Here is a 13,902-nt window from a genome sequence, read left to right as displayed (position 1 = left end):
CGCGCGCGGCGGAGCGAATGGTTGTGTGCGGGCGCCTCGACCGAGGCCGCCGCCGGATAACACTGTCGCCGGCCCTGATTGGAGAACAGAAGAAAGGCCGGGCGGGGCGTTTGAAATCTCAAACGAATCCTAGGGACAACAGGGGTAAAGGACAATAGTGCGTTCGAAAAAAAGAACGGGTTGAGCTTGGGATGGGGATGGATATGGGTCAGCGTAGCCGGGAGGGTGCGTATGTGGTTGTCATGCGGGGGTGGCTTTGCTGCCTGGCGTGGTCTCACTAAATTGTTAACGGCGGGTCATCGGCATGGACGCGTGCAGGCCAGATGAGTATTATGGCGCCCGCGTTGCACCTGTAGCTCAGCTGGATAGAGTACTGCCCTCCGAAGGCAGGGGTCGTGGGTTCGAATCCCGCCTGGTGCACCATCTTCTATCCCTTGTATTACAAGGGGTTAGCTCAACTGCCAGAAACCTGTCCTAGTCCTGAAAGTCGTTTTTGCCACAAATTTGCCACACTCAAGTGTGGCGGGAATGGTCGAAATGGCAACAATCAGGAATCGCGGCGAGTATCAGTGGGAAGCGCAAATTCGCCGTAAGGGCTATCCAGCCCAGCGCAAAACCTTCGAAACCAAATCCGATGCCCAAGCCTGGGCACGCATGATCGAAAGCGAAATCGACCGGGGCATCTTTGTCTCTCGGGTCGAGGCTGAACGCACTGCCTTTCATCAACTCATCGATCGCTACATTTCCGAAATTGCTCCGAAGCACAAAGGCGCGTATTCGGAAATCAAACGCCTGGAAGCACTCAAGCGTCATCCGCTGGCGACACGCATCGTTGCGACCCTTACCTCTTCAGATTTTGCCCGCTACCGTGACGAGCGCTTGAAGATCCGCAAAGGCAATACGGTGAAACGTGAGCTGGCTTTGTTTCAGTGCGTGATCGAGGTCGCTCGCCGCGAGTGGGGAATTCATCTCGCTGAAAACCCGGTCAGGATGGTCAGTCGTCCAAGCTATAACGACGAGCGCTCGCGACGGCTCGACCCAATTGAAGAGCAATACATGCTCGGCGCGTTAGAGCTTCGTGAGCGACGTGCCGACGGCACCTACGCCGATGCATCACACAATCCCTGGATACGGCCCATAGTCCAACTGGCGATTGAGACAGCGATGCGCCGTGGTGAGATTTTCGAGCTGCGCTGGAAGCATGTGAACCTGGATCGTAGAACAGCGCATCTCCCCGCAACCAAGAACGGCCTGCCCAGAACCGTCCCGCTTTCGCCGAAGGCTATTCAACTGCTAAAGGATTTGCCGCGCTCGTTGTGCGGTCGAGTCTTTCCCACCACGGCTGATGCGCTCAAGAAGGCCTTCGTTCGAGGTCTGGAGCGTGCGAGGCTGAAATACTTGGGGGATTGTGGTGCTGCGCAGGTAACCCCGCAGGAAGACTTCCTGATCAATCTGCGCTTTCACGACTTGCGGCATGAGGCGACCTGTCGGCTTGCGACTAAGCTGCCGAATTTGATTGAGCTTGCGAGCGTGACGGGGCATCGAGAGGTAAACATGCTGAAGCGGTATTACAACATTACTGCGGAGGAGCTGGCAGCAAAGCTGGCTTGATCAGACCACACCCGTCTGTGGCTATTGCTCAGACGGGGCACATTTGCATTCGACTTGGCCAGTCGTTTGCACCGAACTTGACCAGTAAAGTTGAAGAACTCGACCCTCAAAAAGTAGACCCATTGCGATCATTGGCCAACGGCAGAAACCGACCCATTTTAGCCGGGCGCAGCTTGTACGAAATCGGTTTCGGTTCAGCTTACAGCTATCGTTTCTGGCGCGATGGTTGACTGGTTGTCGCTATGAGCCAGTTTGTGGTAATGCCTCGTCACAACCACGTCACAAAGCATCGCTACGCTGAATAGATGGGCCAGACTTTCTGGTCTAGAGGAGGCCCACCTTGCCCTCTCCATCCAAGCGAAAAAAATCGGAAGACAGCTCTGCCAGTTTGATCCAAGCTGCGGAATACGTTCGCATGTCTACTGATCACCAACGCTATTCCACCGAAAATCAGTCCGCGGCTATCCATGCTTACGCCACGAGCCATGGTATGGAGATCGTTAAAACCTATCGGGATGAAGGCAAAAGCGGCCTAGATATCGGTGGTCGCGATGCTTTGCGCAGATTGATTGATGACGTCCAGGCGGGGAATATCCAGTTCCAAGTCATTCTGGTTTATGACGTGAGTCGCTGGGGACGTTTTCAAAACACTGACGAAAGTGCTCATTATGAATACCTATGCACCAGTTCCGGCATCCAGGTGGTGTATTGCGCAGAGCCCTTCGAGAACGACGGTTCACCTTTAGCAACGATTTATAAGGGCATCAAGCGTTCAATGGCTGGAGAGTACAGCCGCGAGCTCTCTCAAAAAGTTTTCGCCGGTCAATGCCGTCTTGTGGAGAAAGGCTTTCATCAGGGTGGCCCGGCTGGTTATGGACTACGCCGGGCGCTGATTGATGAGAAAAATGAATTCAAGGCAGAACTATCGAGAGGCCAGCAAAAAAGCATCCAGACAGACAGGGTCATCCTAATTCCTGGGCCCGAGGCTGAAATTGAGGTGGTACAGCACATCTATCACCAATTCATCCACAGCGGACTGAACGAGCGTGAGATTGCCAACGTACTAAATGCAGATGGCCTGCTCACCGACTTCGACCGTCCTTGGAGCAGGGGCAGCGTCCACCAAGTGCTGACCAACGAGAAATATATTGGCAACAATGTCTACAACAAAACATCCTCCAAGCTGCGCAAACGTATCAGTCGCAATCCACCCGACAAGTGGGTTCGCTGTGACGGCGCATTTCAAGGAGTTGTTTCGCTGGAGGTGTTTACCTGCGCTCGCGAAATAATCTTGCAGCGCTCATATCGCCTAGATGACGTACAAATGCTAGAGCTGCTCGGAGCCTTACTTCAACAGGCGGGATCGTTGTCCGGGATGCTCATCGACGAGCAGGATAATATGCCCTCTAGCGCCGCTTATATAAGTCGTTTTGGCGGGCTTTTACGTGCATATACCCTTATAGGTTATGCACCGGATCGGGACTACCGATATTTGGATATAAATCGGTCGCTGCGACAACTGCATCCGCAGGTTTTTGAAAACGTAATAAAGCACTTGAAACTTGCTGGGGCGAGTGTGGAAATCAGTGCTCAAAATGATGTATTGACGGTTAACGATGAATGGACCGCATCCGTAGTTATCGCCCGCTGCCAATCCACTCCGGCAGGCACTCTTCGATGGAAACTGAGATTTGACAATAGCTTGGCCCCTGATATCACCATTGCTGTGCGCATGGAGCAAGCAAACCAGAAAGTCAGGGACTATTACCTTGTTCCACTTATAGACATGGGCGCTTGGCCACAGAAAATGGCCGAAGAAAACAGCCCTTTGATCGACAGCTACTGCTTCGCAACTCTGGATGTTCTTAACGGGCTAGCTGCTCGTTGCTCCCTGAAAGAGGCTTGCCAATGACCGGCCCATCAACTACACGAGACCGTGTAACACTAATACCGATAGCACAAATCCATATCCTGAACCCTCGGACCAGGAACAAGAAGGTCCACAGCGAGCTCATCGAAAATATTAGAACGGCGGGCCTCAAACGCCCCATTACCGTAAGTCGAAAAGCCTCTCCCCAAGGGCCGCTCAATTACGATTTAGTGTGTGGGCAAGGCCGTCTTGAAGCATTTCTCGCTCTGGAAGCATTAGAAATTCCAGCGTTTGTAATTGACGCTGATGAAGAAGAATGCCTTGTGATGAGCTTGGTTGAGAATGTTGCTCGAAGGCAGCACCGTCCGATAGACCTGATGAATGAGGTTGGACGCCTGAAAGAGCGGGGTAAGACGGATGCCGATATCGCAAAAATAATTGGAAGCACTGCTTCATGGGTCAGCATGATTGTTGTGTTGATCGAGAGAGGTGAAGAAAAACTCCTATCGGCGGTTGAGACTGGTTTGATTCCGCTGAGTATGGCGACGGATATCGCACGCAGTAGCGAAAGTGACATTCAAAATTTACTGACTGACGCCTACGAACGCGGATTCAAGGGAAAGAAAATAACCAAACTTAGGCACCTTCTGGAACTCCGCGCCAAAAAGGACAAGCTCGTGCGAGGAAGCGCACTCGGCATTAGCCAGAATAACAAAAAGAAAAGACTGACCCCAGCTGACTTAAGGCGGCTGTTCGAGCGAGAGGCCGAACGACAGCGCTTAATGGTTAAAAAGGCAGCTTTTACACATGATCGGGTTGTTTTTTCCATCCAGGCTATCAAAGAACTCTTATCCGTCAGTGATTTCGAAAAGCTCCTTTTTGATGAGCATCTGGATTCGTTGCCGAAGTTGATACAAGCTCGGCTTTGGAATGGAGGAGGTTTGTAATGTCTAGTCGACTATATGCTTCTTCTAACACTCAGCCGACTCACGTACCGAAAAATGCCTTTTTGGATGAGTGCGTTCGAGTCGAAATCATCAATATTATGCCGCTCAAAATATCACGACCTGCTGTTAAAGAAAGTCTCAAATACCAGCAAATCCTCGCCTCGATTCAAGACGTTGGGCTGGTCGAGCCGCCAGTTGTGATACCAGTGCCTGGCCAAACCGGGCATTACTTTTTGTTGGATGGTCATCTACGTATTGAGGCACTTAAGGATTTGGACGAGCTCGAAGTCGATTGCCTAGTGGCAACTGACGATGACACGTACTCGTATAACAAACGTACCAACCGACTTTCTGCTGTGCACAGCAACAAGATGATCGTGCGAGCAATGGAGCGAGGGGTCTCTGCCGAGCGGCTCGGCAAGGCTCTTGGCTTGTCACAACAGACGATCAAGCAACGGTTTCGTCTGCTTAACGGGATTTGTGCCGAGGTCATTTCGCTCTTGGGTGACACTGATTGCCCTGCCAATGTGTTCAATCTTCTACGACAGATGAAACCATTGAGACAAATCGAAGCAGCTGAGCTAATGATTGGAAACCGAAATTTATCCGTTCTTCTTGCCAAAGCCCTGTTGGCAGCCACGCCATCCGACCAACTGGTCTTCACGAGAAAACCCCTACCTGACCAGCAGATATCTCCAGAGTCCATTGCACGCTTAGAGCGTGAGCTAGCGGCCCTGCAGATGCAGATCAAAACAATCGAAGATGACTACGGGCCTGACGTTCTTCATCTCACGGTCATCAAAGGTTACCTAACCAAGCTCCTCGCCAACGCCTCCGTTGTGCGATGGTTAGCCAGACACCAACCAGAGTATTTAAAAGAATTTCAATCCATTGCCGAGCTGGCTGAACTGCCGTGGGGGAATGACGAGGCGGGTCCTGTGCCAAAGCCCACTCCCGATCAATAATCGCGGCTTTAGATACTCTGTATGCCCATGGCCAGTGTTCAATCGCCCCCAACACACATGGATACGTCCGTTGGACGGGCGAGGGATATTTAGAATCGCTACGTTTGCAACCGACATTAGCCTGATCAGTCGAACTGGAAATCGAACTCGATAGCCAATTCCTTAAACTGGCTATTGAGTTCGGCTCGACGAACGACAATGGCATTACGTTCGAGCTCCACGGCTCTGTAAGCTTTGTTGAACGCACTGATAATTTCTTCTTTCGTTAAAATTATCTCTGTAACTTGTCTCCTAGTCTTTTCCATAACCCCCCGCAATGCGAGCTGCGCGGCTTCGCTATGGAACGACTCCATGACCAAAAATCCAAAAACGTAATCCTTGATCCAGCCTTCGGCCAGCGCCCACATCAACATCCTTCGATACGTGGGCCAAGCCATGTGCGCCTCACCGCTAACGTAGCGCCGCAGGGTCCTGCCATTTTCCAGCCCTGTGATACTTGTCAGCTGATTTTCTAGCGAGATCTTTGTCTTTTTTGATGCTCGCAACATGAGCGCGTACAGATGCTTGACTCTGTCTACCGGCACTCGAACCAAGAATTTCTTTCGTCCCGATTCTCGATGCCTTGTCATTTCAAGCACCATGAAATTCGAAACGTCTTCATCTGGGACGTCAGGTAAAAGCAGCTGCGACTGAATGCTTGCGTTCATGAGGCCGATATCCCTTGCCAAAAAGCTGTCCTAGAAATGGAGCGCTTGATTGGCGAAAACTGGAGTCACTTCAGAGCAATCGAGCGGAACCGAGATGACAGTAGACTACGAAACCATTCTGAAAATCCAAAAGCTTGGGGACGACGTTCTCGTTGGCGTAGCAGAGGTAGCAGCGCTGACCGGCTTCAGCCTGCTGACAGTGCGTCAACGGAAATTGCCAGGTCTTGATCCTGTTCCTGGTCTTTCACGCCTGAGATGGAGACTAGGGGACTTGAGGCAGTGGATGCGTGGTGGACCGGCGGCGACTTCTGCACTTATTCCCACTCCGGGGCATGCGAGCGCTCGCCATACTGGTGGACGTCCAACCAAGAAGACTCAGGTGGAGGGACGAAAATGAGCAGCCTGGAGATATCGCTAAATTCCATTGATCGCCAAGACCCAGAGGATCGGTTGAAATCCAATACACACTGGTTTCACGTTTTTCAGGCGATGGTGGAACACGAGCTCTCGAAGCTGGGGCCAGATGCCTTCGCAGTCTACTGCGTCATCAAATCCCATTGTGATCTGAGAACAGGATTATCAATCCCCTCAGTTCAGACGATCGCAAAGAAGGCAGGAATCAGTGAGCGCCAGGTTATGAGAAAGATAAAATTGCTCGAAGACCAAGGCTATATTTCCAAATCACGTGCTCGAAAGTACAACCAGTATCAGCTGACTGAAAAAATAATGATCAGCGACTCTCAGGGTCGCCACCGCGGTCATGCGCAATGGAAGTATCGGCCCGGCGAGATCAAAGACGCGGTGCAGGAGCTTAAGCGCATGCTAATTAGCAAAGAAACTGAAGGTCATCACATACATATCGAGCACCTGCAGATTATTGAGAGACAAACCAATATCGGCTTCCAGATCAATCAAGCCGACCTTGACCATTTGGCTGAGAGCAATCCAGACCTCTTCAATAAGCTCCTATCCATACGAAGCGCAATACATGAGCGCAATCGGAACGACGAGTAAGTTATACACAGGACTGACAGTCACATGACCTATGGACAGGTACCGCATCGCTTCGGCTGACTGCATGTCATGTGAAACGTGGTTTGAGGTGACACAGGGTCACCCATACAAGAAGAGAAAAAACCATAAGGCCGAGGACGCTTGAAACTCGATTTCGGTACCCCGTGCGGACCAGTCGGTATGCCACCCCGATGTCAAAAACTCAGCCTTACCAATGATTGATGCTGCCATAGGACAACCAATGCGAGGCTGGCCATTCTAGTTGGAGGGAGCAAAGTGATGAGAGTAGACCCACAAGCACCACTGCACCAATTAGCCGATGAGTGCCAGAAAGTTGTATCTAGCCTGCAGAAGAGATCGGAGAAACGCGAAGCCCCCCAAAAAATAACGACTCAAGAATACCTGAGACTGGCTGAAACTTTGATAAAACGGTCGTTATACACACCCGGTGGATTGTCGGAAGTATTACAAGCAACGGAGTGCAGTAGCACTTTTTACAAGCGCCTAGCGGCCGTTCAATATACATTGCTACAACACCATGAACTGCTGATGGCGCGCCTGGCCGAGACAACTGATGCGATCCAATCTAGACATTTGACACATCAGCTTAATTTCCATTTAAGGCGACTGATGCAATTACGCGAATCACAAGACATTGGCTTCATACATACTAGACGTAAACGCCGCAGTAAACGCCAGGCTCTCCGGGGCCTCCCTGCTAATTGGCGGCATGATCTATATCTGCGCGCAGGTCACGGTAAATATTCTTTACCGATCTTAGTAGCCTCTCTAACAGGCTGCCGGCCCGCAGAGCTTCAACACGGCGTGGCAGTATGTAGAGAAATAGATCCGGTGACCGGTGAAGATTTTATTGCTTTTTGTATACGAGGCGCCAAAGTTAAGTCCGGGCAAGGACAACCATGGCGGATCATTAAATACAGTGTGAGTGATCCTCATCCACTTGTCCGTGAGATATGTAAATTCGCGTACTGCAGCGACGACGTACCGGTACAGGAAGTAAAAATTGAGAGCGCAGTGAATTTTACGGTTGAGGTACGACGCCTAGCCAGCAACCTATGGCCACAGCACAGACAGTCCGTCACGGCTTACTGTTTTCGGCACCAATGGGCGGCTGATATGAAAGCTTTCACCGACGGAGATAGCGTTAGCCGTGGCTTAGGACATGCTTCCGCAAAAACCCGGCGCACCTATGGAACAGCAGGCCAGGGCGGCAAAGATGGCTTGACTCCATTAGCTATAGTAGCGACCAATCCGGTTCGAACTTTTACGACAGATCCTCGGCGTCAATCGGCCCCGGAATCAATAGAGCCTTAGTAACTCATTAGGAATAGGACAATCAAAACTTCCACACTCTCACCACAATCCTACCATCATAGGCACACATTCCTGCCACAATGTAACCGAAGTTTTACCATACTAACGACACATTCCAGCCACAATGATTACACACTGTTGTGGCTGATTTACCTTGGACGCAACACTCTGATTTTTTGTCCCCAGCGACTTCATACATTCTTTGTGCTGGCTCTGCCCAGCACAAAGAATGTGGCCGCTGAGACTGATTTCGTTAGAAATCAGTCTCAGCGGCCTTGGGGACAACCTATGCTTTTAATGCGTCCAACCCTTCTTGACCTGAATCCCAATTGCGTCCCAGTGACGGGTTGCCGCCACTAGCGGATGTTGTGCACAGCCTTTGAGACTCGGGGGAGTGCCCTACTCAGTTGACCAAGAAGAGACTATCGCTGAAAGCACTCATTTCTCGGCTGAAGAATCCATCAGTGAACCTGGCGTGACTGCCAAGGCCTCTGCAAGCTTGTAGATGTTCAACAATGCAATATTGCGCTGCCCACGCTCCACGCCCCCGAGATAGCTGCGCGCCAAGCCGCTTTCCAGCGCTAAGCGCTCCTGCGACCAACCTTTCGCCTTCCTGACCTCAATCAGCCGTAAGCCGAAGGCGGTACGTGGGTCAATCGCCATTATTCTCTCCCGTAAAGGAGAGGATGCTATGAGCACCCCTACTATAGGACCACGCCCTATAAGTTCACGCTCTATAAGTGACAAATGTAAAAACATACCCTAGCATGTCCTCTATGAGTGACATTGGGGGTAGCTATGAAAAATGCTTTGAAGATCGCGGGGATCAGCCTAGCCAGTGGCATCGCGATACCTGCAGCGGGCCTATCAGGACTCGCAACAATAGGGTCATCACTGGCCATGGCCCTTTCGAGTGAGAACCGGACAACCGACGTATTTCAATTTTTCCTAATAGCCGTTTCAATTCTCTGCCTCGCGATGTGGTATTTGGTACAGCAGCAAAAACGAGCGAAATCACTCGTCGCCTCTGTCAACCATCAGGAATGCTTGGGCCTCGACGTTACCCAGTTGCTCGGCTATCCAAGCCCGGTCTTCATAGTCTTTGACCAAGCCCGGCGGAAACTCGCTCAATGCCAAAGTGCGACTGGCGATTATCAAATCCGAGACTTCTCGTGGGTCATGGGCTGGCATTGCGAATGGCGGGAGGTTGAGGCGGTGGAGATGGGAGGCAGTGCCCGAGTCGTCAATGCGACAGGCATGAGCGTTCCCACATTCCAGCGCACACGTCGACTCAAAGACTTCGCACTGGTTTTGACGGTTGCTGATGCAAGCCAGCCGACCCTACGTTTTCCAATGGGTCAGCGCGCAGCACAAGAATGGTGTACCCGATGCAATGTGCTTTTCAATGGTTAGAGCTGAACGGCAGAGAACTGCCGCGAAAAGCCCTCATGGTTGCTGAGATGCTTCTAGATCAGATGGATAGTTCACTGCTTTTATCTGGGATCAAGGGACCCCATACTGCATTCATGTGCACGACTGCTCATACCTCACTCTTCCAAGCCGCTTCGCAGACCGATATCGTCAAGGAGGCCCTTTGCTAGAACGAATGCAGTATGCGTGGTGCTTCAATCCAGAAGCCCAAGAATTTCACAGTGTCCCTACCCTGATGGTCAGAAACGACCCCGGTGGCTACTACGTCATTAGGGACGGATATGGGGATTTGTGGGTGCATGACCCTTGGGGTCGTGAATGCCACGCAGACTATGACTTTGTAGAGGTGCACGGAATGAAATTTGATAGAGAGCAATTCGATCCAGAAAAGTCTGATGATCAACGAACTAGTAAAGAGCCACCGACCCGTACCTTGTTTTCACTTTCCCCCGAGGAAATAGAGGACTTGCGAGCTGAAATGAAGCGGGATGGTGCATATATGCGTGAGCGCTTGCAAAAGCTCGGCAAGTTGAAATTTGGTTAAGACAACTAATGACCTTGCTATGGGCTGTGACAGTGAATATGAAATTTACGGACGACCTGATTTTTACCTAGAGTTGGCATGCAGCTACCCACCAGCAGTCAGCTGAGAGCAAGCATAAGTGGAATTTTATACACCACAAGCTTGGGTCAACTGTATATCAGTAGCGGTTCGTTTCAGTATCAGCGGCAACGGGGCTGCGTCGGAACCGTGCCGTACCTTTACGCACGACGTAGGTCCCAAGCGTTTACTGAATACTAGCCGAATCATGCTGAAACGCACCTAGCTTACAAATGTCTTAGTCCAGCATGCCCCGCATGCTCTGCTGCAATGACGACTTCAGCACTGCATCGCTGGCCACTAGGCGGTAGAGTTCCAGATCTTGACGTCGCCGTATCAGCATGACTTCCTCAAATATTTTCTCGAATGCAAGGGCGCGGTGGTCTTCGTCCTGACTTTTCTGATACTTGGGCTCGAAGTCCGGATGCTCCTGAATACCGTGTAGAATGCTCAGAAACTTCACGCGCTTTTCCTCAGTGGTCACACCCCAGCCCTGGAACCAGCGCTCGTTGAAGCTTTGGATGATCTGATCCAGCGGGTCTTTCTCCTGCTCGCCGTCATGCATCCCGCGCGGATTGGGGTTAGCCGGATCAAGCTCAGTGTTAGCATCATCCAGAGCAATGCTGTGGTTGAGCTTGACCCGCTCTAGCCCATAGGAAGAAAGGTCCACCGAATTGAGCAGTGCGTCGATCTCGTCGGCGTCCTTGTCCTTGACCTTGAGTTTTGGGATCAGGAACTTGAGGAACCAGAACAACTTTTCCCAGGCCACAATCTCGTAAGGCATGATCGAGGCCATCTGGCCGTAGATCTTCACGAACTGCTTGGCCTTGATCTTGAAGTCGACCTTCGCCTCATCCTCCAACTCCAGCTCCACCTCAAAACGCTCAACCGAGATATCGATCAGCACGGCCAGCTGCTCGGCATCGACATTGTCGAAGTACTGCGCGGCGAACGCCTCGACCTCTGGCCATTCGTAGACGCCGACCTCGTCCAGTTGGTCCTTGAGCTCATGCAGCACGTTGATGTCGGTCGCGCGGGACAAGCTGGTGGCCGTGTAGAACGGATCGAAGGATATCTTGATGTCCTCCACCAGGTTGAAAAAGTCGAGGACGAACAGGTCCTCGGTTTTCTTGCCCCACTTCGGCGCGGCGCGGTTCAGGCGTGAAAGCGCCTGCACGGCGAGCACGTACTGCAGCTTCTTGTCTACGTACATGGCGCACAGCTTGGGCTGGTCGAAGCCGGTCAGGTACTTGTTGGCCACCACCAGCAAGCGGTACTCGTCGGTGTCGAATTTGTCCCGCGTATTTGCCTCGACGAAGCCGTTGATCCCCGCCTCGCTGTACTCGATGCCATCGACCAGCTTATCGCCGGAGAAGGCAATCAGCGCCTTGAACGGATTGCCGCGCGCCACCAGCAGCCGGCTGATGGCCTTATGATAACGGATGGCGGCCTCGATGTTCTGTGTGATAACCATGCCTTTGGCCTGGCCCTTGAGCTTTTTCGGAGTCACCACCTGCTCGATAAAGTGCTCCAGCATCACCTCTGCCTTGACGTCGATGGTCTGCTGGTCGCGTTCGACATAGGCACGTAGCTTCTTCTGCGCTTTCAGCGTGTCAAACAACGGATTGTCCTCAATGGACTTCTGGATCTCGTAGTAGCTGCGGTAGGTGGTGTAGTTGGCCAGCACATCGAGGATAAAGCCCTCCTCGATGGCCTGTTTCATCGAGTACAGATGAAAGGGTTCGAAACGGCCATCGGTTTGCTGTTCGCCGAATTTCTCCAGCGTGCTGTTCTTCGGTGTGGCGGTGAAGGCGAAGTAGGAGGCGTTGCCGCGCATCTTGCTGTTCTTGATGGCGCTGAGGATCTTCTCCTGGGAGTCGTCCTGTTCGCCGCCGCCCATCACCGCGTTCATCGTGCCGTGGCTGCTGCCGTCCTGCGAGCTGTGGGCCTCGTCGATGATCACGGCGAAGCGCTTGCCGGCCATGTCATCGATGCCTTCGACGATCCAAGGAAACTTCTGGATGGTGGTGATGATGATTTTCTTGCCTTGCTCCAGCGCCTGTTTGAGGTCGGATGATTTCAGCGCCGGAGCGATGATGTTCTTCACCTCGGAGAATTCGCGCAGGTTCTCGCGCAGCTGCTTGTCTAGAAGACGGCGGTCGGTTACCACAATCACTGAGTCGAACAGCGGCACATCCAGGCCGCGCGCGCCAGCAACCTCCAGCGAAGCTGGGTAAGTTTCAATCAGTTGATAGGCCGCCCAGGTGATCGAGTTCGACTTGCCCGAGCCGGCCGAGTGCTGGATCAGGTAGCGCTGGCCCACGCCTTGCTGGCTGGCGTGCGCCACCAAGCGGCGCACAACATCCAGTTGGTGGTAGCGCGGGAAGAACAGCGTGCGCTTGGCCAGCGGCGTCTTGCTGCTGCCGTCCAGGCGAACGAAGTGCTGGATGATGTTGGCCACACTTTCGCGGCTAAAAATCTCCCGCCACAGGTAGGCGCTCTTGTGTCCGGCCGGGTTCGGCGGGTTGCCGGCCCCGTGGTTGTGGCCCTTATTGAAGGGCAGGAAGAAGGTCGCGGCACCGGCCAACCTGGTGGTCATGTAGACATCGTCGGTATCCACAGTCATATGCACCAGGCAGCGGCCGAACTGCAGCAGTGGTTGACTGCTGTCACGATACTGCCTGTACTGCTTCTGCCCGTGATAACGGGCGGTCTGGCCGGTCCAGGGGTTCTTCAGCTCCAGCGTGGCGAAGGGCAGCCCGTTGACGAAAAGCACCAGGTCGATCTCTTCTAAGGTATTGCTCAGGGAGTAACGCACCTGGCGGGTGCTACTAAAGAGATTCGCCGCGAACTGGCGTTTGACCCGCTCCGAGCTGCTGGCCAACGGCGCAGGGTACATGAGGTTGAGGTGCACATCGTCGATGGCCAGGCCGCGCTTGAGTAGGTGCAGCACTCCGTATTTTTTCGCCAGCCGGTCGAAGCGCTCCAGAATGCGCAGGTCCCAGTCCTCGTAGCGCTGCTTGAGGCGTTCCAGCTCATCGCCCTGGCTGGCCTCAAGGAACTGCCATAAACAGCGAGTATCTACGGCATAGCGGGCATTGAAGTCCTGGACACGGCCCAGTTGGTAGCCGTGGTTAGGGCCAAAGGGCAATTCCGTCACGCCATCGCGAATCGTCGCCTGCTCTTCCAGGCAGGTGCCGGTCAGGTACTTTTCGATGCTGGCTTCCAGCGCCTGTTCGTTGGTCTTGCTTACCATGCCGGCTTCCTTGTGCCTGACCCTTCGTGTCGCTGCCAGGCTAGCCCGGCGCTCAGTACGAATGTCTAGAAATGTCTAAAACTATCCAGCCAATGGGGCGTAGACATTCGTCGCCACCCACTTGAGTACCACTCACCTTTTGATTTCTCTGGCATCACGGCCATG

General features: G+C 52.7%; 10 protein-coding genes and 1 tRNA gene. 8 read left to right on the top strand and 3 right to left on the bottom strand.

Features of this window, described 5'->3' with window-relative positions:
• Positions 1–346: 346 nt before the first annotated feature.
• The 5 genes from BBI10_RS18585 (at position 347) to BBI10_RS18565 (ending at position 5,393) form a co-directional block, all read left to right on the top strand.
• A tRNA-Arg gene (locus BBI10_RS18585) sits at positions 347–423 on the top strand.
• 114 nt (positions 424–537) lie between these two features.
• On the top strand, positions 538–1,611 hold the full coding sequence (locus BBI10_RS18580) for a site-specific integrase (RefSeq protein WP_054083136.1): 1,074 nt from the start codon (positions 538–540) through the stop codon (positions 1,609–1,611).
• Between the two features lie 340 nt (positions 1,612–1,951).
• Positions 1,952–3,523: a recombinase family protein gene (locus BBI10_RS18575; protein WP_279615262.1), complete on the top strand. Its 1,572-nt coding sequence runs from the start codon at positions 1,952–1,954 to the stop codon at positions 3,521–3,523.
• Positions 3,520–4,428 (top strand): plasmid partitioning protein RepB C-terminal domain-containing protein, encoded by a 909-nt coding sequence (locus BBI10_RS18570; protein ID WP_065990966.1) that lies wholly within the window; start codon positions 3,520–3,522, stop codon positions 4,426–4,428. The genes BBI10_RS18575 and BBI10_RS18570 overlap by 4 nt, the downstream gene beginning before the upstream one ends.
• Positions 4,428–5,393, top strand: a complete 966-nt coding sequence (locus tag BBI10_RS18565) for a plasmid partitioning protein RepB C-terminal domain-containing protein (protein ID WP_065990964.1) — start codon at positions 4,428–4,430, stop codon at positions 5,391–5,393. The genes BBI10_RS18570 and BBI10_RS18565 overlap by 1 nt, the downstream gene beginning before the upstream one ends.
• A 125-nt stretch (positions 5,394–5,518) precedes the next feature.
• On the opposite strand, the gene BBI10_RS18560 is transcribed toward BBI10_RS18565, so the two are convergent.
• Positions 5,519–6,100 carry a hypothetical protein gene (locus BBI10_RS18560; protein WP_065990963.1) on the bottom strand — a complete coding sequence of 194 codons (582 nt, stop codon included), beginning with the start codon at positions 6,098–6,100 and terminating at the stop codon, positions 5,519–5,521.
• A gap of 393 nt (positions 6,101–6,493) precedes the next feature.
• On the opposite strand from BBI10_RS18560, the gene BBI10_RS18555 reads away from it, so the two are divergent.
• Positions 6,494–7,114: a helix-turn-helix domain-containing protein gene (locus BBI10_RS18555; RefSeq protein WP_065990961.1), complete on the top strand. Its 621-nt coding sequence runs from the start codon at positions 6,494–6,496 to the stop codon at positions 7,112–7,114.
• Between the two features lie 1,773 nt (positions 7,115–8,887).
• On the opposite strand, the gene BBI10_RS18550 is transcribed toward BBI10_RS18555, so the two are convergent.
• Positions 8,888–9,112, bottom strand: a complete 225-nt coding sequence (locus BBI10_RS18550; RefSeq protein WP_065990958.1) for a helix-turn-helix domain-containing protein — start codon at positions 9,110–9,112, stop codon at positions 8,888–8,890.
• 135 nt (positions 9,113–9,247) lie between these two features.
• Here BBI10_RS18550 and BBI10_RS18545 point away from each other — a divergent pair, with 135 nt between their 5' ends.
• Positions 9,248–9,862, top strand: a complete 615-nt coding sequence (locus tag BBI10_RS18545; RefSeq protein ID WP_065990956.1) for a hypothetical protein — start codon at positions 9,248–9,250, stop codon at positions 9,860–9,862.
• Positions 9,863–10,043: 181 nt separating this feature from the next.
• Positions 10,044–10,424, top strand: coding sequence for a hypothetical protein (locus BBI10_RS18540; protein WP_065990954.1), 381 nt, complete (start codon positions 10,044–10,046; stop codon positions 10,422–10,424).
• 295 nt (positions 10,425–10,719) lie between these two features.
• Here the strand turns inward: BBI10_RS18540 and BBI10_RS18535 are convergent, their stop codons facing one another.
• Positions 10,720–13,737 carry a type I restriction endonuclease subunit R gene (locus BBI10_RS18535; RefSeq protein WP_065990952.1) on the bottom strand — a complete coding sequence of 1,006 codons (3,018 nt, stop codon included), beginning with the start codon at positions 13,735–13,737 and terminating at the stop codon, positions 10,720–10,722.
• Between the last annotated feature and the right edge of the window lie 165 nt (positions 13,738–13,902).

Origin of the sequence: Pseudomonas graminis (assembly GCF_001705435.1) — a bacterium.
In the GTDB taxonomy this organism is placed as follows: domain Bacteria; phylum Pseudomonadota; class Gammaproteobacteria; order Pseudomonadales; family Pseudomonadaceae; genus Aquipseudomonas; species Aquipseudomonas graminis_B.
This window is presented reverse-complemented; position numbering and strand designations above follow the sequence as displayed.

Coding starts and splice junctions, on each gene's coding strand:
- BBI10_RS18580 (WP_054083136.1), top strand. CDS start 538: ATGGCAACAATCAGGAATCGCGGCGAGTATCAGTGGGAAGCGCAAATT.
- BBI10_RS18560 (WP_065990963.1), bottom strand. CDS start 6,100: ATGAACGCAAGCATTCAGTCGCAGCTGCTTTTACCTGACGTCCCAGAT.
- BBI10_RS18555 (WP_065990961.1), top strand. CDS start 6,494: ATGAGCAGCCTGGAGATATCGCTAAATTCCATTGATCGCCAAGACCCA.
- BBI10_RS18565 (WP_065990964.1), top strand. CDS start 4,428: ATGTCTAGTCGACTATATGCTTCTTCTAACACTCAGCCGACTCACGTA.
- BBI10_RS18535 (WP_065990952.1), bottom strand. CDS start 13,737: ATGGTAAGCAAGACCAACGAACAGGCGCTGGAAGCCAGCATCGAAAAG.
- BBI10_RS18545 (WP_065990956.1), top strand. CDS start 9,248: ATGAAAAATGCTTTGAAGATCGCGGGGATCAGCCTAGCCAGTGGCATC.
- BBI10_RS18570 (WP_065990966.1), top strand. CDS start 3,520: ATGACCGGCCCATCAACTACACGAGACCGTGTAACACTAATACCGATA.
- BBI10_RS18550 (WP_065990958.1), bottom strand. CDS start 9,112: ATGGCGATTGACCCACGTACCGCCTTCGGCTTACGGCTGATTGAGGTC.